Source organism: Enterobacter chinensis (assembly GCF_034008295.1).
GTDB lineage: Bacteria > Pseudomonadota > Gammaproteobacteria > Enterobacterales > Enterobacteriaceae > Enterobacter > Enterobacter chinensis.
On sequence record NZ_JARDVI010000003.1, the window covers coordinates 662,322 to 686,925 of the forward strand.

The 24,604-nt window shown below is 46.2% G+C and carries 26 protein-coding genes and 1 other RNA gene; 12 read left to right on the forward strand and 15 right to left on the reverse strand.

Translation table 11 applies throughout. From position 1 onward, the window contains the following. Window positions 1–6: 6 nt before the first annotated feature. Window positions 7–447 carry a hypothetical protein gene (locus PYW49_RS12505; protein ID WP_268162935.1) on the reverse strand — a complete coding sequence of 147 codons (441 nt, stop codon included), beginning with the start codon at window positions 445–447 and terminating at the stop codon, window positions 7–9. A 930-nt stretch (window positions 448–1,377) separates the two neighbouring features. Continuing rightward, complete coding sequence (locus PYW49_RS12510; RefSeq protein ID WP_407057610.1) at window positions 1,378–1,818, reverse strand: GNAT family N-acetyltransferase; 441 nt, start codon at window positions 1,816–1,818, stop codon at window positions 1,378–1,380. 163 nt (window positions 1,819–1,981) lie between these two features. Between PYW49_RS12510 and PYW49_RS12515 the strand changes: the two genes are divergently transcribed. Both PYW49_RS12515 and PYW49_RS12520 read left to right on the forward strand, forming a co-directional pair. Then, window positions 1,982–2,338, forward strand: a complete 357-nt coding sequence (locus PYW49_RS12515) for a DUF4440 domain-containing protein (RefSeq protein ID WP_320386579.1) — start codon at window positions 1,982–1,984, stop codon at window positions 2,336–2,338. Window positions 2,339–2,686: 348 nt separating this feature from the next. Then, window positions 2,687–3,460 carry a hypothetical protein gene (locus PYW49_RS12520; RefSeq protein WP_320386580.1) on the forward strand — a complete coding sequence of 258 codons (774 nt, stop codon included), beginning with the start codon at window positions 2,687–2,689 and terminating at the stop codon, window positions 3,458–3,460. 15 nt (window positions 3,461–3,475) lie between these two features. Here PYW49_RS12520 and PYW49_RS12525 read toward each other — a convergent pair whose 3' ends face one another. Beyond that, the gene (locus tag PYW49_RS12525; RefSeq protein ID WP_099216957.1) at window positions 3,476–3,946 is read right to left on the reverse strand and encodes a hypothetical protein; all 471 of its coding nucleotides are present in this window, start codon (window positions 3,944–3,946) and stop codon (window positions 3,476–3,478) included. Between the two features lie 360 nt (window positions 3,947–4,306). Between PYW49_RS12525 and PYW49_RS12530 the strand changes: the two genes are divergently transcribed. Next, window positions 4,307–5,185 carry a restriction endonuclease gene (locus tag PYW49_RS12530; protein ID WP_079776820.1) on the forward strand — a complete coding sequence of 293 codons (879 nt, stop codon included), beginning with the start codon at window positions 4,307–4,309 and terminating at the stop codon, window positions 5,183–5,185. A gap of 134 nt (window positions 5,186–5,319) precedes the next feature. On the opposite strand, the gene PYW49_RS12535 is transcribed toward PYW49_RS12530, so the two are convergent. Continuing rightward, window positions 5,320–6,219 (reverse strand): LysR family transcriptional regulator, encoded by a 900-nt coding sequence (locus tag PYW49_RS12535; protein ID WP_042715747.1) that lies wholly within the window; start codon window positions 6,217–6,219, stop codon window positions 5,320–5,322. Between the two features lie 128 nt (window positions 6,220–6,347). On the opposite strand from PYW49_RS12535, the gene PYW49_RS12540 reads away from it, so the two are divergent. Then, the gene (locus tag PYW49_RS12540; RefSeq protein ID WP_109080920.1) at window positions 6,348–6,920 is read left to right on the forward strand and encodes a flavin reductase family protein; all 573 of its coding nucleotides are present in this window, start codon (window positions 6,348–6,350) and stop codon (window positions 6,918–6,920) included. A gap of 1,009 nt (window positions 6,921–7,929) precedes the next feature. Here PYW49_RS12540 and PYW49_RS12550 read toward each other — a convergent pair. The 6 genes from PYW49_RS12550 to smpB all read right to left on the reverse strand — a co-directional run bounded on the left by PYW49_RS12550 (window position 7,930) and on the right by smpB (window position 13,878). After that, window positions 7,930–8,826 (reverse strand): ParB/RepB/Spo0J family partition protein, encoded by an 897-nt coding sequence (locus PYW49_RS12550; protein ID WP_000614783.1) that lies wholly within the window; start codon window positions 8,824–8,826, stop codon window positions 7,930–7,932. Further along, on the reverse strand, window positions 8,823–9,719 hold the full coding sequence (locus PYW49_RS12555) for a ParB/RepB/Spo0J family partition protein (RefSeq protein ID WP_000936465.1): 897 nt from the start codon (window positions 9,717–9,719) through the stop codon (window positions 8,823–8,825). The genes PYW49_RS12550 and PYW49_RS12555 overlap by 4 nt, the downstream gene beginning before the upstream one ends. Further along, window positions 9,709–11,265 carry a recombinase family protein gene (locus PYW49_RS12560; RefSeq protein WP_000135615.1) on the reverse strand — a complete coding sequence of 519 codons (1,557 nt, stop codon included), beginning with the start codon at window positions 11,263–11,265 and terminating at the stop codon, window positions 9,709–9,711. Before PYW49_RS12560 ends, PYW49_RS12555 begins: the two co-directional genes overlap by 11 nt. 282 nt (window positions 11,266–11,547) lie before the next feature. After that, complete coding sequence (locus tag PYW49_RS12565; protein ID WP_079776824.1) at window positions 11,548–12,777, reverse strand: integrase domain-containing protein; 1,230 nt, start codon at window positions 12,775–12,777, stop codon at window positions 11,548–11,550. A gap of 165 nt (window positions 12,778–12,942) precedes the next feature. Further along, window positions 12,943–13,306: a transfer-messenger RNA gene (ssrA, locus tag PYW49_RS12570) on the reverse strand. An 89-nt stretch (window positions 13,307–13,395) separates the two neighbouring features. After that, entirely contained in the window at window positions 13,396–13,878 is a 483-nt protein-coding gene (gene smpB / locus PYW49_RS12575; RefSeq protein ID WP_063956759.1) for an SsrA-binding protein SmpB, read from the reverse strand. Between the two features lie 156 nt (window positions 13,879–14,034). Here smpB and PYW49_RS12580 point away from each other — a divergent pair, with 156 nt between their 5' ends. Further along, window positions 14,035–14,472: a type II toxin-antitoxin system RatA family toxin gene (locus tag PYW49_RS12580; RefSeq protein ID WP_024908332.1), complete on the forward strand. Its 438-nt coding sequence runs from the start codon at window positions 14,035–14,037 to the stop codon at window positions 14,470–14,472. Further along, window positions 14,462–14,749 (forward strand): RnfH family protein, encoded by a 288-nt coding sequence (locus PYW49_RS12585; RefSeq protein ID WP_320386581.1) that lies wholly within the window; start codon window positions 14,462–14,464, stop codon window positions 14,747–14,749. The genes PYW49_RS12580 and PYW49_RS12585 overlap by 11 nt, the downstream gene beginning before the upstream one ends. Before the next feature lie 109 nt (window positions 14,750–14,858). Here PYW49_RS12585 and bamE read toward each other — a convergent pair whose 3' ends face one another. The 3 genes from bamE to nadK all read right to left on the reverse strand — a co-directional run bounded on the left by bamE (window position 14,859) and on the right by nadK (window position 17,961). Beyond that, the gene (gene bamE, locus PYW49_RS12590) at window positions 14,859–15,197 is read right to left on the reverse strand and encodes an outer membrane protein assembly factor BamE (protein ID WP_023308883.1); all 339 of its coding nucleotides are present in this window, start codon (window positions 15,195–15,197) and stop codon (window positions 14,859–14,861) included. A 138-nt stretch (window positions 15,198–15,335) separates the two neighbouring features. Continuing rightward, window positions 15,336–16,997 carry a DNA repair protein RecN gene (recN, locus tag PYW49_RS12595; RefSeq protein WP_320386582.1) on the reverse strand — a complete coding sequence of 554 codons (1,662 nt, stop codon included), beginning with the start codon at window positions 16,995–16,997 and terminating at the stop codon, window positions 15,336–15,338. A gap of 85 nt (window positions 16,998–17,082) precedes the next feature. Continuing rightward, window positions 17,083–17,961, reverse strand: a complete 879-nt coding sequence (nadK, locus tag PYW49_RS12600; protein WP_008502500.1) for an NAD(+) kinase — start codon at window positions 17,959–17,961, stop codon at window positions 17,083–17,085. Between the two features lie 122 nt (window positions 17,962–18,083). On the opposite strand from nadK, the gene grpE reads away from it, so the two are divergent. Further along, window positions 18,084–18,677 carry a nucleotide exchange factor GrpE gene (gene grpE, locus PYW49_RS12605; protein WP_023333122.1) on the forward strand — a complete coding sequence of 198 codons (594 nt, stop codon included), beginning with the start codon at window positions 18,084–18,086 and terminating at the stop codon, window positions 18,675–18,677. A 52-nt stretch (window positions 18,678–18,729) separates the two neighbouring features. On the opposite strand, the gene PYW49_RS12610 is transcribed toward grpE, so the two are convergent. Then, window positions 18,730–20,016 carry an HlyC/CorC family transporter gene (locus PYW49_RS12610; RefSeq protein ID WP_047348141.1) on the reverse strand — a complete coding sequence of 429 codons (1,287 nt, stop codon included), beginning with the start codon at window positions 20,014–20,016 and terminating at the stop codon, window positions 18,730–18,732. A gap of 18 nt (window positions 20,017–20,034) precedes the next feature. Beyond that, the gene (locus PYW49_RS12615) at window positions 20,035–20,826 is read right to left on the reverse strand and encodes a cytochrome C assembly family protein (RefSeq protein ID WP_047348200.1); all 792 of its coding nucleotides are present in this window, start codon (window positions 20,824–20,826) and stop codon (window positions 20,035–20,037) included. Window positions 20,827–20,992: 166 nt separating this feature from the next. On the opposite strand from PYW49_RS12615, the gene ffh reads away from it, so the two are divergent. From ffh to rplS, 5 genes are all read left to right on the forward strand, one after another. Further along, on the forward strand, window positions 20,993–22,354 hold the full coding sequence (ffh, locus tag PYW49_RS12620; RefSeq protein ID WP_320386583.1) for a signal recognition particle protein: 1,362 nt from the start codon (window positions 20,993–20,995) through the stop codon (window positions 22,352–22,354). A 137-nt stretch (window positions 22,355–22,491) separates the two neighbouring features. Beyond that, window positions 22,492–22,740, forward strand: a complete 249-nt coding sequence (gene rpsP / locus PYW49_RS12625; RefSeq protein WP_022649067.1) for a 30S ribosomal protein S16 — start codon at window positions 22,492–22,494, stop codon at window positions 22,738–22,740. 15 nt (window positions 22,741–22,755) lie between these two features. Further along, window positions 22,756–23,295, forward strand: a complete 540-nt coding sequence (rimM, locus tag PYW49_RS12630) for a ribosome maturation factor RimM (protein ID WP_134347260.1) — start codon at window positions 22,756–22,758, stop codon at window positions 23,293–23,295. Window positions 23,296–23,326: 31 nt separating this feature from the next. Then, window positions 23,327–24,094 carry a tRNA (guanosine(37)-N1)-methyltransferase TrmD gene (gene trmD, locus PYW49_RS12635; protein WP_134347261.1) on the forward strand — a complete coding sequence of 256 codons (768 nt, stop codon included), beginning with the start codon at window positions 23,327–23,329 and terminating at the stop codon, window positions 24,092–24,094. Window positions 24,095–24,137: 43 nt separating this feature from the next. Then, entirely contained in the window at window positions 24,138–24,485 is a 348-nt protein-coding gene (gene rplS / locus PYW49_RS12640) for a 50S ribosomal protein L19 (protein WP_006178051.1), read from the forward strand. Window positions 24,486–24,604 lie beyond the last annotated feature (119 nt).

Here is a 24,604-nt window from a genome sequence, read left to right on the forward strand (position 1 = left end):
CCTTTGTTATGCTACAAGTTTGTTGTAAGTGTTGTTGTTGGTTTCATACTCTTTTATTTTTACGATATCGTCATAGACTCGTGAAAATGAAAACCATGAGATCTCTTTTACTTCTCTTTTCTTGTTTTGGTAAATGATATTACACCCGCGAAACTGGAATGCATTGTTGAAGGTATCACGGTTGACGTTTCTGAGAAAATGAACAAATGATTTAATTGTCTCTTTCTTGCTTATGTTGTAAGAGAGAAAGGTATGAATAGAAAAGAGGGTTAAGATATTTCTCTGAGTAATCATATGCCTGGAGAAGTAGCGGAAATAAAAATCCTGTTCTTCATTGGCTGTTTTGCTAAATACAGAATGTTGTGGATTATATAACCTGTAGAGATCTGCATTTTTATTTGTTTTAGCAAGATAGTTTGTTAGTGTCGAGTGATTTTGTTTTTTCATTGTTTTATTCTCCTTTATTGTTTGAATGAAATGAATATATATTATTAATTAAGTAAAAATCAAATTTATTTTTAATGATAAAAATAAGCAAGCGTTTTCTTTTTATTTTATTAATTTAATTTGATGTTTTATATAGGTAATATAATATTTATCAAAAAGTGCTATTTTTTATTGATCATCACTGAGCTTGTTTGTTTATAGGGAAAATTACATGATTGTCAGGAGTAGAGGCTGGAAATATCAGGTGTTGATAGGAGTATAAATTGGGGTATATACTATTCAGCGAGCAGGCAGGGTTTTTTTTCGAAATTTTATATATCAGGAAGGTTTTTCAGTAACATTGTTCCATCAATAAAAATTGCTTCAACTCTATCCATGGTGTGATTGTTAGAGTGAGGAGAAAAACTGGCTTATATCATCTCAATTATTCTGTGCTCATGTATAACCTTTAATTCGAATCAAACTATTTTTCATAGGTGTATCAATAAAGCTAAGAAATTCATATCTGAGAAAACATTTATGGTCTGCTTTCTCCACTGCTCTGATCGATAGTTGATCTTCAGGGACAATCGTTCCTATTAAAAGGGCGGTATTTTCGGCGCACTGGCAAAGGGTCTACTCTCTTAGTCGCGTGTCCAATATTCGCAGGTAGGATCGGTCTCAGCCAGGAATAGTTTGAAAACCAGAACCTCGCTTTAGTCCGCGTACACATCATGTGGGTAGGTTCAGAGCACCTACTGCTCGAATGAAAAGCGGCGATCCTCACGTGATTCTCGCTCAATATTCGTAACCAGTAAGCGCATACCCTGAATCACTTCAAAGTCTAATTCTCAGGGTGCGAATGACCCTATCCCGCTCACAGCAGACCTTCAGCTCACTAAGCTCGTCCGCTTAGTGCCAGGAGTGGACGTTTACGAAAGAGGTCTTTGCTCAAACGCAGCGAATTTTCTCTAATCTAATATCGGATTCGCTAACATTTCCTTTCTCAATCCAGCCCAGCCGCCTATAAAATTCTGCCGCACGACTGTTTTTGTCGGTTTCAAGCCAGGCAACCTCATGATGTTTGAATAATTCCTGCTCTGCTAGTCCAACAAGTCTGCGGCCTAAACCTCGGCCTTCATATTTAGGTAGAACAAATGCCGCAAAAAGGCATGCTTCATCAGGCAAAATCATTGAAAAACCAGTCACTTTTCCATCATCTTCAGCAACCCATGCGCAAAGACTTTTTTCAATCATATCGGTGACAACGCTCTCGCTAATTCCCATCCGCTCCATTTCTTCTCGACTGAGATGATTTTCTTTTACCGAAGTCCTGACGTCAAAAATACCCTCTATATCAGAGGGTAGAGCTAATCTTGTCCTTATATTCATCGTATTATACCATTGATGATACAGTGTAATTTTGATGATTAACCCGCTCATAGCAGATCCACATCGCCGCATTTCACATTAGATCTGTGCCGGGGACGGACGTTGCATTCCACCGATTATCACCTTAAGAGTTAATGTTCGATTGTGATGAGAGAAAAATACTATGCTACTGGATACGTTAAAAAGACTCGAATGTTTTCTTCATGGCAGCAGGCGGAAAGATCGGAAATGGCTTGAACAGATACTCCATGAGAGATTTAGCGAAATAACGCGCTCAGGAGTATTAGTTGATCGTGCACAGACTATTGAAGCCCTTTCGAGGGAAGACAGCGTTCCAGATATTCTTAGTAGTGATTTCCGGCTTATCATCATTAGAGATAATTTCGCAATATTGCATTACAGAACTGTCCATCCAGATGGTAGTCGTGCATCCCTTCGTTCTTCATGCTGGGAAATCTCTGAGAACGGGCAATGGAAATTGGTATTCCATCAGGGAACACCTGAGGCAGAGAGCATGTAGTCGTCAAATTCAACGTCCGCTCCTCGCTCAAAGCTGCAAGTCAGAAACTTTGAACTCCGAAGGTGTATCGGTAGCAGTTCTGCATGTCTGAGCTGAATACGCTGTACGTCCAGGAAGAGCTAATTTTGAGTAAACGGGAAGGTTTGCCAGCAGTTCAGCCACCGCAGCGGCGTCTCGATGGCGGATTGTGTCAGCAGTAATTCAGATGGTCGTGCAGCTGCTGGTGACGGAATGCCTGCAGTGGACAGAAAGTGCTGTACGTCCAATCCGGGCGGGAATTATGATAAATGCTTACTTTAACGATGCGACCGGCAACAGCTTAAGGCTGTCATACGATGAAGGATGTGCATGGAACTGGAAACTGAATTTCGCTACCCCAATGTTATCGATTTCTTCGGCACGACCCTTTTTCATCTTTGTCATTTCACAACATTAGATCTTCATAATTACGCTGCATATAATAAATACTTAGAAAATAATATTGAAAAAAGCAATGATATGCTTTGTGATGAAATAAACAAACGACTGAAAAAGAACAGTGAAGAGTATCATGAGGATATTGTTGATAGTTACAGTCAGGCGATTCAGGAGTTTGGTGATATTTATCCCCCTATACATCGCAAGGCAATGGTGATAACGCTGTACAACTTCTTCGAGCATCAGATTAAAACGTTATGCACCGAAATAAACATGCTGCTTCCGCAGGATATGAGTGCTAAGTATAAATTCAATGATGTAAGCATTAAAAAGTATCGTCAATTTTTGAGGCGTGAAGCCTGTTTTGATATGAATCAGGGAAATTTATTGTGGAAACGATGGGAGGATATGCTGAAAGTGGAACAAATCAGGCATGTTCTGGTTCACTCCGAAGGTGAGATTGAGAAACACAGGGCAGAGCGGCTAGCTGATATAGAAAACTACTGTAAGCAAAAAAAAAGTATTAGGTTGATCCGACACCGTATCGTCATTGATGGGGGCTATGTGGCAGAGCTTATCGCTGAGCTTACCTCACTGTTTGACCTACTGGACAGACAGGTGAACGTCTTCATCCGTCGATATGATAGCGAGCATGGCCGTTACGACATTCCGCTCCCGATGGGAGCATCACGAACGCCGCTGTGATTGGCTGTGAAGGTATTACTGCGCTTCTGGTTCGAGCCACGCAGTAATATCATTTGCTTCATTGATGTAATCAAATAGCACTATGAGTTGTTCTAATTCATATGCGGCTCTGAACAAATCACCCATGAACATATGCTGCAATCCTGTCTGCTGAAGAATATGTTGTGTGAGAGCAAAGTCTGCCAAGAAATCATGCGCCATATTGTTGCGCTTTTCGACGAATATTTTTAATAAATGAATGTAATCAGAACGTAAATTATTGTCTTCTAATGCAGCACGTGTGCGACCCAGGGTGTATTTTTCCAGTTTATCAGAGGTAATAGTAACGCCTGGCATTGATAAAAGCACTTTCTTTAGACCAAATTCAAGCAATTGCGCTTTGCCCATAAAGATGCCGTAGGCTTCTAGAAATTCCTTTTCTTTATAGATTTCCAATCCATTCTGAACCAAAGCAATAATATCTTCTTTTGTGAGTAATTCAGCCATATACACATACCTATGTAAATGAGGGAAGGAAAACCATATTATAGGTTTAGAGCCTGCTCTTCCAGCAGTTCTGCGGCTCTACTGGCGCATCGATGGTGGGTGACACCAACAACTTTGCAGCAACTGTTACCTAAACTCCGGCAATGAACAATAGATGGAAGCGATCACATCTAGTCGCTATCAAATGCGCATGAGCAGCTCAGATAAAAACGTCCGCTCCTCGCTCAGAGCGGACCTTCTGCTCAGTTAGCTCGTCCACTCTGTGCCAATAGCGGAACACACTAATGCTGGTGTACAAGTGCTGACTCATTTCCTCCTCCACTTTCATCCCGTTATACTGTGAAAAAAAAGGAGGTAGGCGTGAAACTGAAAATGCAGGATTTGAGGCTGTTTAATCTCGTGTTTGAGAGCGATCCTGGCTGGATACTGGATTTCTCTAACCGCACCTTGTCTGCTTTTTTTGATGAAGAACTGAACATTGATATTGATGATGAACGTTATCAGGAAGAGGGGACGTCAAAAGCCAAACGAGTTAGATGCTTGCTGAAACAGGCTGATCGAGAGACCGTTCTGCGGGTTCTTGGCGCTCTCTGGCAGTATAAAACAGAATCCATGCCTGAACAGGCTGAACAAAGCCGTAATGACTATCTTGCACTGATTTCCCGCTTAGAAAACGCTGACACCGATGAAGCCAAAGGCGTAAAGCCTGTCCAGGCATGGCATGGTGTAGATTGGCCTTCACTTATCGCTGAAATGAACGAGATGAAATCTCTGCCGCCACATCCACGTGGTTTTCGGTTTGAAGCCTGGCTTGCTGAACTGTTCAGTATCTTTACGCTTGCTCCCCGTTCGGCTTTCCGAAATACAGGCGAACAGATTGACGGAAGTTTCCGACTGAATGATGAATTTTACCTGATGGAGGCAAAGTGGCATCAGAAAAGAACGTCGGCTGCCGATCTCCATGTATTTGAAGGAAAGCTCAGTACCAAGGCAACCTGGACACGCGGCGTTTTTATCAGCTGGATGGGGTTTACGCCTGAAGGTCTGACGGCTTTTGGTAAAGGGAAGCGTGTTATCTGTGTCAGTGGTTATGATCTTTACCACTCACTGAGTCATGGGATCCCTTTACCCGACCTTCTGGACGCTAAAACCCGGCACGCCGCTGAAACGGGAGAGCCCTATGCTGAGTTCGACCGACTATATGCACTGAAGAACAAACAGTTCGGCACGTTGAAATAACGGGTTGGGAAGCGGTGACTGCTCCCCGTTGTTTCACATAGAATGCTGTTAGTAATGTTGCATATCTCTCATAGCTGACCTTGCAATGCTTCTGGAGGTCCGCTTTGTGCCAGGAGCGGACGTTGAGGAAAATATTATTTTGATGAGAAATATTTGCGTAATATTTTTTCTAATAGCGAGAAAACGACCGTGACCCTTTTGGGAGTAATCAGCTGGTAAGGTCGATATAAATAAAATTGCCATTTCTCCTGTCGCAGTTCTGGCAGTGGGGGAACAAGTTGGCCGCTTGCTAAGTACTCCCTACAGATAAAATCGCTGGATTGTACAACCGTTTTTCCGGCCAATGCAGCCTGAATTTCGGCGTATGGATCTGTAGTATAAAACTCAATATGACGAGGGACAAAAGTATTCACTGCGTCACTCATAAACTCAAATGATTTCCCCGTTTCAGGATTAATTAAACCACTAAATGGATAACGCTGTCGAAGATCTTCTAAATCAGTTGGTGCTCCCAGGCGCGCAATGAGTTCAGGGGATGCAACCAAAATATGTTCAACTTGCCCGATATTTTTAATGATAAAGTTTGGATTAGGCTCTCGCCCTACGCGTATGCCTATATCGATACGATGCTCGATAGTATCAAGTTTCATCATATCTAAACGCCAGTCGATAAATAACTCAGGATATGGACGCAGTGCAGTCAACAGTTCATACAAGATTTGCTCATGATTTGGAAATCGAAGTAATGTGATGCGAACAATACCTTTCATTTCATTATCATCTTTCGCCATCAGAAATAACTTTTCAGAATCTTCCAGCAGTCGCTTCGCTTGGGGTAAAAATAACTCACCGAAACTGGTGAGAAAGATCGACCGAGTATTACGTTTGAAAAGAGGTTCACCAAGCTGTTTCTCCAACTCAGCGACTGTTCGGGTTACTACTGATGGTGAAACCGACAGCTTGACGGCTGCTTCGCGGAAGTTCAGGGTTTCAGAGGCGATAATAAAAAACTTTAGAGCATCAAGTTTGTTCATGATTGTTGTGGAAATTGCAATAATGTATTTTAATATTAGCAATTAATTTGCAACTATTCCAGTCATATAATCGAACAATCAAATAAGTAACCTGTCTTAATTTTTATCAGAACTCAAAAGAGAAAATTATGTCAATTCAACCAGTAGAGTTAAACAAAGCCTATCGTTTATTGCAGGTCGGGCCAACGACGATGATATCGGCTAAAAATGATGGCATTGAAAATGTCATGGCAGCGGCCTGGGTGGGGTTAGTAGGTAATAACAAAGTGATGGCTTTTATAGGTCCACAGGCATTTACTCGCGGACTTGTAGAAAAAAGTGGATATTACGTTGTCCAGATCCCAGTAGTAAAACAGATGGAAATGGTTTTATATGCTGGAGGCCACAGTTATTCTGACACACCCGATAAAAACAGTAAAATCCCACTATTTTATCAGAAAGAGTTTGATCTTCCTTTAGTTAAAGGTTGCGCTGGCTGGCTAGTCTGTAAGGTCATACCCAATGTAGAAAATGAAAAACAGCACAACTTGTTCATGGGGGAAATTGTCGGAGCATGGAGTGATGACCGTGTTTTCAGAAATGGGCATTGGATTTTTGATGATGCGCCTGATGAATTACGTACTGTCCATTACGTAGCCGGCGGACAGTTTTACGCCATTGGTAAAGGTACAAAATTCAATTATGGTCCAGGAAAAGACTAATCCTTACTGCTGTATAAATGTAGCCATATAACATGGCTACATAGAGGTAATAGTATAAATAAAAAAAACCGACTTAAGATGTCCGCTTTTCGCTCACAGTGGACCTTCAGCTCATTTAGCTTGAACGCTCTGTGCCAAAGTCGACCTTTCTATAGTAATGTGTCGCAAAACATTGGCCGCAGTTCAATGGATATGTGCTTACTGGGTCTGGCTGTTCTTTTCTAACCGAAGGGCTGAAAAGCAAGGGGAACTCGGAGAAGCAAGCGCAGCGGCTTCGTAGAGTTAGCCCTTGCTTCTCTTATAATTGGCATTATTCATTAAAGAACAATAGGATCTTCGCTTGTACAAGCGAAGCTATAATAAAAACAATCAATTAATTATTTTAAAAGTATTAAACAAGAACCTATTGACATTCATAAAATACAAGTTATTTATAATGTATGCCATAAATAAAAAGTTTTATGTCATATGTATCCTGCACTATGTGCAGTTAATGTACCACTTGTCCCATATATGGGAATATTGGAAAGGTTACTTTGTTTTGAAGTAGCCTTTCGTCCTTCAATATTAACGATTACTTATTGCTATTACCAAGTCCAGTCGAATCGAAGAACATCTTTTATCTGAAACGACTCCTAATACCCGGTTAAAGCCACAATATCTCTCGCATACGTAGACCAAAGAAAAATTATGATATTAACTATGTGATTTTTTTTAGTGTTAAGTTGAATAATTAAATACTGGAGAGTTTTCTGTGCACTACCAATTGCTGGTTCATCTGTTCTGCCTCTGATGTTTCTGACTAATCTCCCGGTGACACAGAACTGTCCCTCTCTACCAGCCTTTATTCGACTCAATGTCCGGCTGCTGATACGCAGTTATCCCTTCGTATCAATGACTGACACTTAAACGTAATGCATTGGTTGCTGGCGTATCTGACAGCTTCTTCGGCGTGAAGGTCGTTGTGTAAGTATACTTCTTGGTTTATTTAGGCTATATAAAACCATGACTATGACTTGCTGTTTTCAGTAAGAGTCTTATCATCCAAAGAATTTATTCTAGAAATTCTTTTTAACTCATTAAGATAATCAACCTCGTTTTCTAAGAACCAATGAAGAACTTTAGAGTTGCCAAGTAATTTATTAATATATGACTGGATTATAACGAATTTCAACATATCTGAACCATACTCGGTTTGAAGCTTTTTCGTTTCTTCCGAAGTTGTTGCCATTTCTTGTTCCAGACGAAGTATGGTTTTTTTTATGTCCTTTTTATAGGGAGTGTTTTTCCCTTTATTTACTATCATCGATGCCGGTGTTGCATCCAAGATGCTCATTGCAAATTTTTTACTATAATTATCAAAATTAATCATTGTACCGACTGCTTCAATTTGGCGAATTGGCTTCATTTTCCTCAAAACGTCAAATGTAGCCTTAGGTATAGGTTTATCAGAAAGTTTCGCAATTACACTTGGATCTATGCCGTTCATCACATTCGCTTTATCTTTTATGGCATCAACAGATATGCCCAAAGCAGCACTAAGTTTTTCAATTGATACTTTTGCCAGAGACTTAATTATCATTCTATGTTCTTCAACTACATTTATATGATTCACTTGTTTGTTAGGAGTGAAAGCATCATCTATGCTCGAAAGTATACATGGAGCTTTTTCTATACCTAAGTCTTTTAAAGCCTCAACCCTTAAATGGCCATCAAGTATCTTAGTGACATCTTTATCTTTGTCATAGAATACTATTATTGGTTCAATAATACCTAAGCTTTCGATAGAGGTAACTATTTGATGATATTTATGGCTTCGCTTTACGTTTTCTAATAATTCCTTAGATGGAATTAACTTATTAGTTTCCAGGTAAATAAAATTATCGCCAAAACGTATCTGAATCATTTTAATACCTCTTTGTTTACTGGGGTTAATATCTGAGATGGTAGTTCTGAAAGATTCTCTTGTTCAAGTATATGTTGAAAGCTTTTATTCATCATTATGATGTTAAAAATCTCATTTACTATTAGTAGGTTGGTTTTTATGAATTTTGAGTTGTTATAAACAGATTTATGTTCAGCGATACTATTTTCATAAAGCTCAATCAACTCCTCTGCAGTCATCCTTTTTGATGGTTTGTGATAATAAAATCCGGCTGCTTTTGCACCTTTATTCCCAACTGTTCTTTGATTTAGAATGTGTTTTATCTTTATAATGTCCCGACTTTTTATTAATTTTTTATCATATGCTTCGGTAAGAATATCTTGTGCTTCCTCAGTTTCACATCTTGCAAATTGCACTGCGAGATACAGAGGCAAATTACCCCGTTCGACTGCTGAGAGAAGTTTATGCTCTCCCTTATCAAGTAGCATATTAATACTGCTCACCCAGTTCGATGAATATCCAGTAATCTCACTTATTTCGGAGTCTGAAAGTCCTCTGATTTTCATGTCTTTAATCACCTGTAATAACTCATTAGAACGTGGTCTTCTCCTTGCAATGTTTTCAACTAAACTCATAACGTAAGCATCTTCTTCTGATACATCTCTTATAATTGCTGGAATAATAGTTTCACCTAATGCAACGAGAGCCTCTATTCTCCCTTGACCACAAATTAAAGCATATTTGAAATCGCCTTCATCAATAGCTCTTACGCTTATAGGCTTGCTTAATCCTCTTTTTTTTATGCTTTCCTTTATTTCTTCATGCACTACCTTATTTCTTGTTCGTGGGTTAAGAAATTTTATTTTTGCAATCTCAATTTGAATTATTGGGAATTCATTTTTTTCAGGCAGCATATAGTTCCCTCACTTTCATGCGAGTAATAATTTGTAGAAGTTTATCAAGATTATCAAATCTATAGAGATCTAATCGAATGTTGTTTGTTTCCGTCATGCACATTTTATTATATTCGTTTTCAATCTTTGGTATGATATAAAAATCAAGAGGTGAGATATTTTGTGAATTCATTCGTATAACAATTGTTATATCTGCTTTCTGTGAGTTATCAAACCGGACTTTCCATCTAAGTTTACCTGATTTCATATGTATGCATTTAGTAACAAGGACGGAAATTAAAAACTCATCATTGATGTAAAGCATTGGGGCATATTTATACTCGTCTATATGACAGTTACTTTTTAAAATTTCACCCTTAAAATCCTCAATTATCTCTGAGTAAAATGATCTTAGTGCTTCATTTATTTTGAGATAGCTGTAATCATGTTCTGGCTTATAACCAATCAAAGTATATGCTCTTAAAAGACCACCAAATCGGGTTCTATAAACAGAAGATGAAGGGCCTGTATCATCTTCATCAATGATAAAGCCTGATAGTTTTCCATTAGATTCTAATTTTTGTTTTAGTTTTTCTAATAAATCTTCATTAGTCAAATGAATGGATCGGAGCTGAATTATTTCTTGAGCTTTATTGTATTTTTTCTTTGAAATAATAGGTTTATATGCCTTGTCACATCTAACCCATTCATGTTTGGGGTTTTTTACAAGCCTACTTTTTAGTTTAGATGAGGTTTTGTTATATATGTTGTTTCCAATATATTTTTCATTTGTCAAAATTTGATGTATTTTTGCACGAGTCCATAATGTTCCATTTTCTGCAGGTATGTTCTGTTCATTTAATCTCTCAGCAATAATGAATTCTGGGACGTTATTATCTATAAAGAGATCATATATTCTATTTACAATTTTTATTTCATTTTTTGGTCCCGGAATTAATATTACCCTATCTGTTTGAATACTCTTTCTTTTACGGAAACTCAATATTTCTTTAGCTATGCCATTTTCGTCTACTAAAAGACGTCTCAGCCCATAACCAGCCATACCGCCTTGATGATAACCAAGCTTTATTAAATTTACTTGCCCTATAAATACCTTTTCAGATAAATTCCTGCTGTGATATGCAGCACTAGATCTTTTTATATTCAGTATAACAGAGGACTCTAAAGGGAAATCTTTAGTGGGTATAGGTTCGGAACAATATATAAGATCTACACCATTTCTCTCAAATAGAAAGGAATAATATGCCGCTTCATCACTATTTTGAAAACGACCAAAACGGCTCACATCATAAAATAATACAGCCTGTATATCTATTTTCTTTTGTTCTACATCGCTAAGTAACTGCTGCAAAGAATGCCTGCCTACGATACTGACTCCGCTCTTACCTGCATCATCGTAGGTATAAGCGATTTCCATATTGTTCTTTTCAGCATAATCTTTGATATATTCGGACTGATTATGTAAAGAATATTGCTGATGGTCGGTCGACATCCTCAAGTACTGTGCGACCCTAACTCTATGATTTTTGTCATTTTCGCTAGCCATGCACGAAACCTCATGGATGATTCAATACAATGTAGAGGATAAAATTGATCAAATTTTAACCGAATTCAACTGTTTTATCATTGATTAGAGCGAATTTGGTAGATCTTCGAGGTGTATGATAATCGAGAAGAGATGTGAATTATTTAGCTGATATGACCGACAGTTTTCGTTATTTGGCCTCAAGGTACCCATTCGTAAATGGCTATGCTTAGTCCACATAGGTTAATGGTGTGATCATTAATTCTTCAAATAAATCAAGATAGTTAACCCATCATGGAAGAGTTATGCGGCAATAACTTTGTATTTTTGAGACGAAACATAGTCACTCCACCATTGCATGAGAACCACACGTTCTGTGAGATACTCTGCACGATTGTAGGCTGCAATTATTTCATCTTTTTTCGAGTGGGCAAGGGCGGCTTCTAAGACATCAGTTCTAAACTTACCACACTCCTCAGCAGCCGTTCTGGCGATTGATCGCATACCATGAGCTACAAGCTCACCTCCGAAGCCCATACGGATTATAGCCGCATTAGCTGTTTGTTCATGCATGTGATTGAGTGGAGCTTTGATACTGGGAAAAACCCACTCTCTATGCCCGCTGATGGCTTTCATTGAATCCAAGACTCGCAAAGCTTCTTTGCTCAGTGGAACTTTGTGAGGTTTCTTCATTTTCATAAACTCCGCCGGGATGTTCCACATGCCGGTTTCTATATCAATATCTGACCATCTTGTGCGAACAGCTTCACCAGGGCGAACCCATGTGAGAAGTTGCCACTCAATCAGTAGCCTTGTTTCTAAACGGACAGAAGCATTGTTTAAAGCAACCAGAAAGCGGGGGAGTTCGGAAGGGGGTAATGCTGGCATATTCTGTTTTTTTGGCTTGCTGAACCGTTGCCCCAGGTTGTCAGCCGGATTGAATTCTATGAGTTCTTCTGTTGCTGCATAGCGGAAAATTTCATTCAGGCGGGATATGATGCGGCGAAGTGTTTCAAGGACACCTCGTTTTTCTATGGGTTCTAAATGCTGTTTAAGCATTTTAGGGCGAATCTCCTTAATGGGGGTATCACCCAACGTTGGAAAGATATTTCTCTCTAGGCTTCGCCAGATGTCGTTAGCATGATCCTGGGAGATGCCTGACGTTTTGACTTTCTCATCAAGCCACTTCTTGGCTACTGCTTGAAATGTATGTTCCGTGGCATCCTTAAGGGCATTGGCTTTGTGGGTGTTATGAACTTGTGGGTCTATACCATTTGCAAGCAACGACAAGTACTCATCACGTAAAGCTCGTGCCTTCGCAAGTGTAAGGTAAGGATAGGTTCCTAAGCTTACCTTAGTTCGCTTTTTGGTCACAGGCACTGCATATCTGAAATACCAATTTTTCTTTCCTCCCTTCGCCAAGGGGGCGATTCGCAGGAGCAAACCATCGCCGTCAAAAAGGTTAACCTCTTTCTCGGCAGGTTTGGTGCTTTTGATTTCAGTGTCAGTGAGCTTCTTAGCAATTTTTGCCATGTTTGGGACCCTCATGTTTGGACCCTTTGTGTTGGGTCCCAAAAAGGGTGCCATAACGAGTAGATTCTAGCAATTCTCGGTAGACTACTATAGACATAAAAAAGCCCGCAAGGCTGGTTCCATGCGGGCTTGATAGACTTCACTGAACTTCAATATATCAAAAATTGGTGGAGCTGGCGGGAGTTGAACCCGCGTCCGAAATTTCTACATCCTCGGTACTACATGCTTAGTTTGTCTTTACATTCGCACGCCAGCTGCGGACAAACACGCCACTAACGAACTAGCCTGATTAGTTTTAACGCTTCAACCCCAGGCAGGGCTTCCACGCGATCTCTTTTGGGTTTGACCTCTCTTTGATCCCCGTCTTAAGAGCGGAAGCTAGGGAGAGAGGGCTCTTAGCAGGTTATTAAGCTGCTAAAGCGTAGTTTTCGTCGTTTGCGACTATTTTTTTGCGGCTTTTTACGAGGCAAACCGCCCCTCGGCATGCACCTTGGGTTTCGCAAATCCCGTCGAATCCAGAATCAGCCCCAATAGTGTTGAACTGAGTATACCAGATTTCACTTCCTGGATACCAGCCCGAAACGCTAACTTATTGAATAGTACAATAAGTGTGCAGAATCAACGTCCTGCGTTTTTCATGATACGCGCTTTATCAAGCTGCCACTCGCGCTCTTTAAGATCGGTACGTTTGTCGTGCTGTTTTTTACCTTTCGCGACGCCGATTTTCACTTTGCACCAGGCATTTTTCCAGTACATAGAGAGCGCAACAACGGTAAAGCCTTCACGGTTGATACGCCCGTAAAGAGATTCAAGCTCACGCTTGTTCAGCAGCAGCTTACGGGTGCGCGTTGGGTCGCAAACGTAGTGCGAAGAGGCAACGGTCAGCGGCGTAAAGTTCGCGCCGAACAGGAAGGCTTCGCCATCTTTCAGGATCACGTAGCTATCGCCGATGTTGGCTTTACCCGCGCGCAGCGATTTTACTTCCCAGCCCTGCAGCGCAAGGCCTGCTTCGAATTCTTCTTCAATGAAATACTCGTGGCGAGCACGCTTGTTGAGCGCAATGGTCGCCGAGCCTGGTTTATGTGCTTTTTTCTTCGTCATAAGTGTCGTAAAGCCGTCGGTAATCTGATTTCAAAAAGTCACCTCATTGCGTCCTGTGAGGTCTAACGCGCTATCTTAGCACGAGATGAGGCTTAGCGTTTTTTTAACAGGTGATAAATGTTATTATTTGTCCGTTGTGTGACCATGGGAAATGCTATGCCTCAGATTAGCCGTACTGCGCTTGTGCCTTACAGCGCGGAACAAATGTATCAGTTAGTGAACGATGTTCAGTCTTATCCAGAGTTTATTCCGGGGTGCACCGGGAGCCGCGTTCTGGAGTCTGGCCCGACGCAGATGACTGCGGCGGTGGATGTCTCCAAAGCGGGGATCAGCAAGACGTTCACCACCCGCAATACGCTGACCAGCAATCAGAGTATTTTGATGCATCTGGTGGATGGTCCGTTTAAAACCCTGATGGGGGGCTGGAAGTTTACGCCGCTGAGCGCAGACGCCTGTCGCATTGAGTTCCAGCTGGACTTTGAATTTACCAATAAGCTGATTGAGCTGGCGTTTGGGCGCATCTTTAAAGAGCTGGCGTCGAATATGGTTCAGGCGTTCACCACCCGCGCCAAAGAGGTTTACAGTGTCGCATAAGATAGCTGTAGAAGTGGTGTACGCGCTGCCGGAGAAGCAGTACCTGCAGCGCGTGATGCTGGAAGAGGGCGCGACCGTCGAGGCGGCTATCCGCGCTTCCGGCATGCTTGAGCTTCGCAGCGATATCGACCTTGCGAAGAATAAGGTCGGGATTTACAGCCGTCCGGTGAAGCTGGGTGATGTGCTGAAAGAGGGTGACCGGGTGGAGATTTATCGTCCGCTGATTGCCGACCCGAAAGAGCTGCGTCGTCAGCGTGCGGAGAAAGCGGGTAAGTAGCGCTTTCTTTCCCCGGTGGCGCTGCGCTTACTGGGGCTACGATTCTGCGCAAGAGTTCAGACACAAAAAAGGTGCTCAATGAGCACCTTTTTGCATTTCTGACGCCTGATTATTTGGTCAGGGCAGGTTTGTTGTCGATGTTGGTCAACACGCCGGCGCTGCTGAAGGTCAGCGTCAGGGTTTGCTGGGTCGCATCTTCATGGCCCGGCTTCTGACGGAATACATAGAACCAGGTGTTAGTGCCGAACGGATCGGACATCATCGGGGTTCCCAGTGTATAAGCGACCTGCTGTTGTGTCATCCCCACACGGATTTTGGACACATCGTTAGGGGTAAGGTAGTTCCCCTGGTTGATGTCAGGACGGTAAACCACTTTCTCCAGAGTGGAACAGCCTGCGGTCAACATCAGAAGAACCGCTGCGGCAGCGGTCAGCATTTTACAACGCATAATGATTTGATTCCTTTTCGGGCCCGAGCAGAACGCGGCTCATATGTAATATGCCGATGATAATAGACCTTGCCCCACTTTGAAACCGGTCTGGCGGCGTTTTTGTTGTTCTGTATGACCCTGAGATCCCGAAAAAGTTTATGCCGCCAGCAGTTCTTTCGCGTTCGCAAGCGTGTTACGCGTGACTTCGCTGCCGCCGAGCAGGCGTGCCAGCTCCTGCAGACGCGCGCGTTTATCCAGCGGCTTCATGTGCGTTTCGGTCATTTCACCGTCGGTTTCTTTGCTGACGATAAAGTGATGATGGCCACAGCCCGCGACCTGAGGCAGGTGAGTCACACACATCACCTGCGTTGATTCGCCTAGCTGGCGCAGCAGTTTACCCACTACCGCCGCCGTCGGGCCGCTGATCCCAACATCCACTTCATCGAAAATCAGCGCCGGAGTTTCCATTTTACGCGCGGTGATCACCTGAATCGCCAGCGCAATACGCGACAGCTCACCGCCGGATGCCACTTTGGAGATCGCCTGCAGCGGCTGACCCGGGTTGGTGGTAACGCGGAACTCTATGCGATCCGCACCTTCTGCCGTCAGGTGGTTCTCTTCAAAGCGAACATCAATGGTGAATACGCCGTGCGGCATCGCCAGCGTATGCATGCTGTCAGTGATGTGTTGGCTTAACTCCAGAGCGTAATGCTGACGGATTTGATGCAGCTTTTGCGCTGTCGCCAGCGCCTGTTCATGGTGCAGGTTCACCGCCAGAGAGAGGGTTTCCAGCGAGTCAGCCTGGTCGTCAAGCAGCTGCTGTTCTTCCAGCAGAGACTGATAGTAGCCCGGCAGCTCTTCCGGTGTGACGTGGTGCTTGCGCGCCAGCGAAATCTGACGGGAAATGCGTTGTTCCAGCTCAAACAGGCGGTTCGGGTCGAGATCGAGACGTTCACAGTAGTGGCGCAGTTCGTCGCCGGCTTCGGAGATCTGAATAGCCGCTTCTTCCAGCATATCCAGGACGCCAGAGAGTTTGCTGTCCATGCCGGTCAGCTCGGAAATCAGCTGACGAACGCTATACAGCTGGCTCTGCAGGTTCACGTCTTCGCCATCCGCCAGCAGGTTGAGCGCATGCTGGCTGGTTGAGAGCAGGTGTCCGCTGTTCGCCAGGCGCTTGTACTCTTCGTCAATTTGCTCAAACTCACCCGCCTGCGGGTTAAATTCGTTCAGCTCTTTAAGCTGGTACTCCAGCAGCTCCGCGCGTGCGGCGCGCTCCTGGCTCTGCTGCTGGTGCTGGGCGAGCTCGCGGCAGCTCTGATGCCACTGGCGATAGTGCTCTGCCATAAGCTGAGTAAGCGCATACTCACCCGCATAGCCATCAAGCAGCGCTTTTTGCTGTTCAGGTTTGACGAGTTGCTGATGCGCATGCTGACCGTGGATCTGGATAAGCAGCTGGCCGAGTTCGCGCAGCTGGGAGAGCGGGACCGCCGTGCCGTTGATGAAGCCACGTGAACGACCGTCGCTGCTGATCACGCGACGAAGTAAACACTCACGACCATCTTCGAGCTGGTTCTGTTCCAGCCAGCGCTGGGCAGCAGGGGTGTCTTTCAGGGAGAAGCGGGCGCACAGGTCGGCACGGTTTGCGCCCATGCGCACCATATCGCCCTCTGCACGGCCGCCAAGGCACAAGCCGAGGGCATCAATGGCAATGGATTTACCTGCACCGGTTTCCCCGGTGATCGCCGTCATGCCGCTGTGGAAATCGATCTCAAGCTCACGAACAATGGCAAAGTTGCTGATGGTCAGTTGTGCCAGCATAATTGTTTTCCTGTATGAAAAACCATAACTGTGTTTTCATACAGTATAAACTGGTTTTATATACAGTAAAGTCCTGGATGCAAAATCAGAACAATTTTTTTGACCAGCCAAGCTTCGAGCTTAATGTGTTGAAATAGCTGTAATCTTTCGGGTGAATAAGATTCAGGTGGTAATCACACCGGCGAATCAGGACATCTTCCCCTTCCTGAATCGGCAGCGCTATCTGGCTGTCGCAGCTGATCTCCAGGTCGTTACGGCGGTGCGAGAAGCGCAGACGTATCGTGCTGTCGCCGTTAATAACCAGCGGGCGAGCGGAGAGCGTGTGCGGGAACATCGGCACCAGGGTAATGGCGTCCAGAGAGGGGGTCAGGATCGGGCCGCCGGCAGAAAGCGAATAGGCAGTTGAGCCGGTCGGGGTGGAGATAATCAGCCCGTCGGAACGCTGGGAGAAGGCAAAAATTTCGTCGATATAGACTTCGAACTCGATCATGTGCGCTACTTTACCGGGGTGCAGCACTACCTCGTTAATCGCGGTGCTGATGCGTTTCTGGCAGTCCTGCTGGCACACCTGCGCTTCCAGTAGAAAGCGTTTTTCACTGATATAATGACCTTCCAGCACGTCGGCCAGCTGCTGTTGCGCATTGTCCGGGTCGAGGTCGGTTAAAAAACCGAGGTTGCCACGGTTGATGCCGATGACCTTGATGTCATATCGCGCCAGCGTTCGGGCCGCGCCGAGCATGTTGCCGTCGCCGCCCACCACCACGGCGAGATCGGCCTGTTGGCCTATTTCCGCCAGCGTGCCGGTTTTGACGCTCTTCAGCTGCAGCTCCTGAGCAATCTGCTGCTCGACCATCACTTCATAGCCTTTGCTACACAACCAGCGATACAACATTTCATGTGTCGTCAATGCGGTAGGGTGACGCGGATGCCCGACGATCCCAATACACCTGAAATGATTATTCATTTTCTGGAGGTCCTTGTGCCTGATGAATGATGACAATCTGTCTTGTTCCCTTGAATCCCGGAAACTGATCCCCATAATAAGCGAAGTTAGCGAGATGAATGCAGAAAAACGCGGAGAAATTCATGAGTAGTAAAGAACAGAAAACGCCTGAGGGGCAAGCCCCTGAAGAAATTATCACGGAACAGCACGATGAAGTTGAGGCTGTAGAGCCAGACGCATCTGCTGAGCAGGTGGACCCGCGCGATGAAAAAATTGCGAATCTGGAAGCTCAACTGGTAGAAGCACAGAATCGCGAACGTGACGGTGTTCTGCGTATTAAGGCGGAAATGGAAAACCTGCGTCGTCGCACCGAGCAGGACGTTGAGAAGGCGCATAAATTTGCGCTGGAGAAATTCGTCAACGAACTGCTGCCGGTGATTGATAGCCTCGATCGCGCGCTGGAAGTGGCTGACAAAGCGAATCCGGACAACGCGGCAATGATCGAAGGTATCGAACTGACGCTGAAATCCATGCTCGACGTGGTGCGTAAGTTTGGCGTGGAAGTGATTGCTGATACCAACGTTCCGCTGGATCCAAACGTTCACCAGGCGATTGCAATGGTGGAGTCAGAAGAAGTGGAAGCCGGCAAAGTGCTGGGCGTAATGCAGAAAGGTTACACCCTGAACGGCCGTACCATTCGTGCTGCAATGGTGACCGTGGCGAAAGCGAAAGCGTAATTTGCCTTTCGTAGTGCCGGGTGGCGGCGTTCGCCTCACCCGGCCTACAGCCTTACTCAGCGATACTTTCGCGCAGTGGTTTCACGGGCAGGACTTTGACCTGCTTAATCATATTGTCCTGCACGTCCAGGATATCAATATCGTACTGCTCAATACGCACTCGCGTGCCCGCCGCCGGGATCTCTTCCAGCGCTTCCAGAATCATCCCGTTAATCGTGCGAGCTTCATCTTCCGGCAAATGCCAGTTAAACGCTTTGTTGAGTTCACGAATGTTCGCGCTTCCGTCAATCAGCACCGAACCGTCGTTTTGCGGGGTGACCTCTTCCGCGAGGGAAGGAGACATTGAGGTGGTAAAGTCCCCGACAATCTCTTCCAGAATATCTTCGACCGTCACCAGGCCCTGAATATCGCCATACTCGTTAACCACCAGGCCGACTTTCTTCTTGTTGCGCTGGAATTTCACCAGCTGCGTGCTGAGCGGGGTTCCTTCTGGCACGTAGTAAATCTCGTCGGCGGCGCGCAGCATCACCTCTTTGGTGAACTCTTTTTTCTCGGTCATCAGACGGTACGCTTCACGCACGCGCAGCATGCTGATGGCGTCATCCAGCGAGTCGCGGTATAGCACAATGCGCCCGTGCGGGGAGTGCGTCAGCTGGCGAACGATGGCTTTCCAGTCGTCATTGATGTCGATACCCACGATTTCGTTACGTGGCACCATGATGTCGTTCACGCTCACCTTTTCCAGATCCAACACCGACAGGAGCATGTCCTGATTACGTCGGGAGATCTGCGAGCGGGATTCGTTCACGATGGTGCGAAGCTCGTCTTTGCTGAGCGCGCTGCTGATGGTGACATCGGCTTTGATTCCCACCATCCGCATCAGTAAGCGCGTCACCATATTCAGCAGCCAGACCAGCGGCATCATCAGGATCTGCAGCGGTGCCAGCAGAAAGCTGCTCGGGTAGGCGACTTTCTCAGGGTAAAGCGCAGCGATGGTTTTCGGCAGCACTTCGGCAAACACCAGCACCACGAACGTCAGCACGCCGGTGGCAATCGCCACCCCGGCGTTGCCGTACAGGCGCATCCCGACGATGGTTCCGAGGGCAGAGGCCAGAATGTTGACGAGGTTATTGCCGATGAGCACCAGGCTTATCAGGCGATCCGGCTTGCGGAGCAGTTTTTCAACGCGACGTGCGGCACGGTTACCCTGTTTAGCACGATGACGTAACCGGTAGCGGTTTAAGGTCATCATGCCGGTTTCCGAGCCTGAGAAATAGGCGGAGATGACCACCATGACGATCAGCGTAACGATCAGCGTGGTGGTAGAGATGTGTTCCAGGGGGAACTCCTTTGTTTCTTAGCCAGCAAATTGCTGTATGAAGCGGCTGCCAAAATAGGCAAGGGTGAGAATGCCCGCCCCCGCGACGTTGAACCAGACCACGCGGCGACCGCGCCAGCCTTCATGATAATGGCCCCATAACAGGACAATATAGACAAACCACGCGATGATAGAGAGCACCGCTTTATCGATATTCTCCACGCTGAACAGGTTCTTCATATAAAACAGACCCGTGCAGAGCGTGAGCGTCAGCAGCACCACGCCCACCTGGGTGATGTGGAACATCTTACGCTCAATGACCATCAGCGGCGGCATCTCATGGTTAAACGCCAGCTTTTTGTTTTTCAGCTGGTAGTCAATCCAGGCGAGCTGCATGGCGTAAAGGGCGGCGATGATCAGCGTCGCGTAGGCAAAGAGCGACAGGCCGATATGCACCAGCATCCCCGGGGTGGCCTCCAGATGCGTAATAAACTCATTGGGCATAAAGGTGGCTAAGGCCAGATTGATCAGCGCGAAGGCGTACACAATCGGCAGCAGCAGCCAGCCGCGATTTTTAGAGGCCACGATGGTCATCACCGTGCAGATCATCAGGCTGACCAGCGAGCCGACGTTGAGGACGCTCAGGTTTTGCACGCTGCCGTCGCCGGGGATGATGCGTGATTCCAGCGCAAACGCGTGGCTAATCAGTGCGATCACCGCAGAAAGAATAGCCATGCGCCGCCAGCCGCTGTTTTTTTGCAGCAGTCCGGGAACGATCAGCGCGAGGCTGACAGAGTAGGCAACAAGGGCGATCAGTGCGAAAACAGGCATATAGGCATCGACAGTTGTCTTAATAAGAAAGAGAAGCAGTATAACGTTACGTGACGCCTGCTCCAACCGTTGCATAACAACAAAGGCGCCTTCATGTTATACTCCGGCAAAATTCTGTGTATGTGTCGCCCATGGCGGCCCAACGTTTCTACTCAGGCGAGAGACAATGTTTGATAATTTAACCGATCGTTTGTCGCGCACGCTGCGCAACATCAGCGGCCGCGGACGCCTTACTGAAGAGAACATCAAGGAAACGCTGCGCGAAGTGCGCATGGCGCTGCTGGAAGCAGACGTGGCGTTGCCGGTTGTTCGTGATTTTATCAACCGCGTAAAAGAGAAGGCGGTTGGTCATGAAGTTAACAAGAGCCTGACCCCGGGTCAGGAGTTCGTCAAAATCGTTCGTAACGAACTGGTTTCGGCGATGGGCGAAGAGAACCAGGTGCTTAACCTGGTGGCTCAGCCGCCGGCCGTGGTGCTGATGGCGGGCCTGCAGGGTGCGGGTAAAACCACCAGCGTCGGTAAGCTGGGTAAATTCCTGCGCGAGAAGCACAAGAAAAAAGTGCTGGTGGTGTCTGCGGACGTTTATCGCCCGGCGGCGATCAAACAGCTGGAAACGCTGGCAGAGCAGGTCGGCGTGGATTTCTTCCCGTCAGACGTGGCCCAGAAACCTGTCGACATCGTTAACGCGGCGCTGAAAGAGGCGAAGCTGAAGTTCTACGACGTGCTGCTGGTGGATACCGCCGGTCGTTTGCACGTTGACGAAGCGATGATGGACGAGATCAAGCAGGTGCATGCCTCTATCAACCCGGTAGAGACCCTGTTTGTTGTCGATGCCATGACCGGTCAGGATGCGGCGAATACCGCGAAAGCGTTTAACGAAGCGCTGCCGTTAACCGGCGTGGTGCTGACTAAAGTGGACGGTGACGCCCGCGGCGGTGCGGCGCTCTCCATTCGTCACATCACCGGTAAGCCGATCAAATTCCTCGGCGTGGGTGAAAAAACTGAAGCGCTGGAGCCGTTCCACCCGGATCGTATTGCCTCCCGTATCCTCGGCATGGGCGATGTGCTGTCGCTGATCGAAGATATCGAGAGCAAGGTTGACCGCGCGCAGGCCGAGAAGCTGGCCAGCAAGCTGAAAAAAGGCGACGGTTTCGATCTGACCGACTTCCTTGAGCAGCTGCGTCAGATGAAAAACATGGGCGGCATGGCGAGCCTGATGGGCAAATTGCCGGGCATGGGCCAGATCCCTGACAACGTTAAATCGCAAATGGATGACAAAGTGCTGGTGCGTATGGAAGCGATCATCAACTCGATGACGCTGAAGGAACGTGCGAAGCCAGAAATCATCAAAGGTTCCCGTAAACGCCGTATCGCAGCCGGTTGCGGCATGCAGGTGCAGGACGTTAACCGCCTTCTGAAACAATTCGACGACATGCAGCGCATGATGAAGAAAATGAAGAAAGGTGGCATGGCGAAGATGATGCGCGGCATGAAAGGCATGATGCCGCCAGGGTTCCCTGGCCGATAAACCGTGTTTAATGCTCAGTATCCAAGATGCTGATTGCATTTTCCCCAGAAATCAGTAAAATTTTCGGGCTTTTAATATGACACCCGGGCTCCGTTCCTCGATGGGGCCCGGTTGTTTTATTCACACAAGAGGATGTTATGGTTACTATTCGTTTAGCTCGTCACGGCGCTAAAAAGCGTCCGTTCTACCAGGTTGTTGTTACTGACAGCCGTAATGCACGCAACGGTCGCTTCATCGAGCGCGTTGGTTTCTTCAACCCACTGGCCTCTGGCGCAGAAGAAGAAACTCGTCTGGATCTGGATCGTATCGCTCACTGGGTTGGCCAGGGCGCTACTGTTTCCGATCGCGTTGCTACGCTGATCAAAGCAGCAAACAAAGCAGCTTAATCTGTCACGGTGGTCATGATGAGCAATAAAGCACCTGTTGAACCGATCGTATTGGGAAAAATGGGTTCTTGCTACGGGATCCGTGGTTGGCTCAGAGTGTTTTCCTCCACTGAAGACGCTGAAAGCATTTTTAATTATCAGCCCTGGTTTATCCAGAAGGCCGGTAAGTGGGAAGAGGTCGAGCTGGAAAGCTGGCGTCACCACAATCAGGATATCGTCATCAAGCTGAAAGGCGTTGACGATCGCGATGCCGCGAATGCGCTGACGAATTGTGAAATTGTCGTGGATTCGTCGCAGTTGCCACAGCTGGAAGCGGGTGACTACTACTGGAAAGACCTTATGGGTTGCCAGGTGGTCACTACCGACGGCTACAGCCTGGGGAAAGTCATCGATATGATGGAAACCGGGTCAAATGACGTTCTCGTCATTAAGGCAAACCTGAAAGATGCATTTGGCATCAAGGAGCGGTTGGTTCCGTTCCTCGATGGACAGGTTATCAAGAAAGTCGATCTCGCTACTCAAACCATTGAAGTAGATTGGGATCCTGGTTTTTAAATTCTCCGGATAAACGGTAAAAGACGGCGCTATGTGGATTGGCATAATTAGCCTGTTTCCTGAAATGTTCCGCGCGATTACCGATTACGGGGTAACTGGCCGGGCAGTAAAGAATGGCCTGCTGAGCATCCAGAGCTGGAGTCCTCGTGACTTCACGCATGACCGGCACCGTACCGTGGACGAACGTCCTTACGGCGGCGGACCGGGGATGTTAATGATGGTGCAACCCTTACGGGACGCCATTCACACAGCAAAAGCCGCGGCAGGTGAAGGCGCAAAGGTGATTTATCTGTCACCTCAGGGACGCAAGCTTGATCAAGCGGGCGTCAGCGAACTGGCGACGAATCAAAAGCTGATTCTGGTCTGTGGTCGCTACGAAGGGATAGATGAGCGCGTAATTCAAACCGAGATTGACGAAGAATGGTCTATCGGCGATTACGTTCTCAGCGGTGGTGAGTTACCAGCGATGACGCTGATTGACTCCGTCGCCCGGTTCATTCCGGGTGTTCTGGGCCATGAAGCTTCGGCAACAGAAGATTCTTTTGCCGATGGGTTGCTGGACTGTCCACACTATACTCGTCCTGAAGTGTTAGAAGGGATGGAAGTACCGGCAGTGTTACTGTCTGGAAACCATGCCGAGATACGTCGCTGGCGTTTGAAGCAGTCGCTGGGCCGAACCTGGCTTAGAAGACCTGAACTTCTGGAAAACCTGGCTCTGACTGAAGAGCAAGCAAAGTTGCTGGCCGAGTTCAAAACTGAACACGCGCACCAGCAGCATGAACATGATGGGAATGCGTAATACGCTCCCGAATATCAGTTTACCCAGGATAAGAGATTAAATTATGAGCAACATCATTAAACAAATTGAACAAGAGCAGATGAAGCAGGACGTACCTTCCTTCCGTCCAGGTGACACCGTGGAAGTGAAAGTATGGGTTGTTGAAGGTTCCAAAAAACGTCTGCAGGCATTCGAGGGCGTGGTTATCGCTATTCGTAACCGCGGTCTGCACTCTGCATTCACTGTTCGTAAAATTTCCAACGGCGAAGGCGTTGAGCGTGTCTTCCAGACTCACTCTCCGGTAGTTGACAGCATTGCTGTTAAACGTCGTGGTGCTGTACGTAAAGCTAAACTGTACTACCTGCGTGAGCGTACTGGTAAGTCTGCTCGTATTAAAGAGCGTCTGAACTAAGATTCGCTTAAGCGACATCCTGTTAGAAAGGGCTGGCCGAAAGGCTGGCCCTTTTTTTATCTCTGCGCACCTCTCACGTTAACCCTTTTGTCATAAATCATTTACAATGCTTGCCTCTT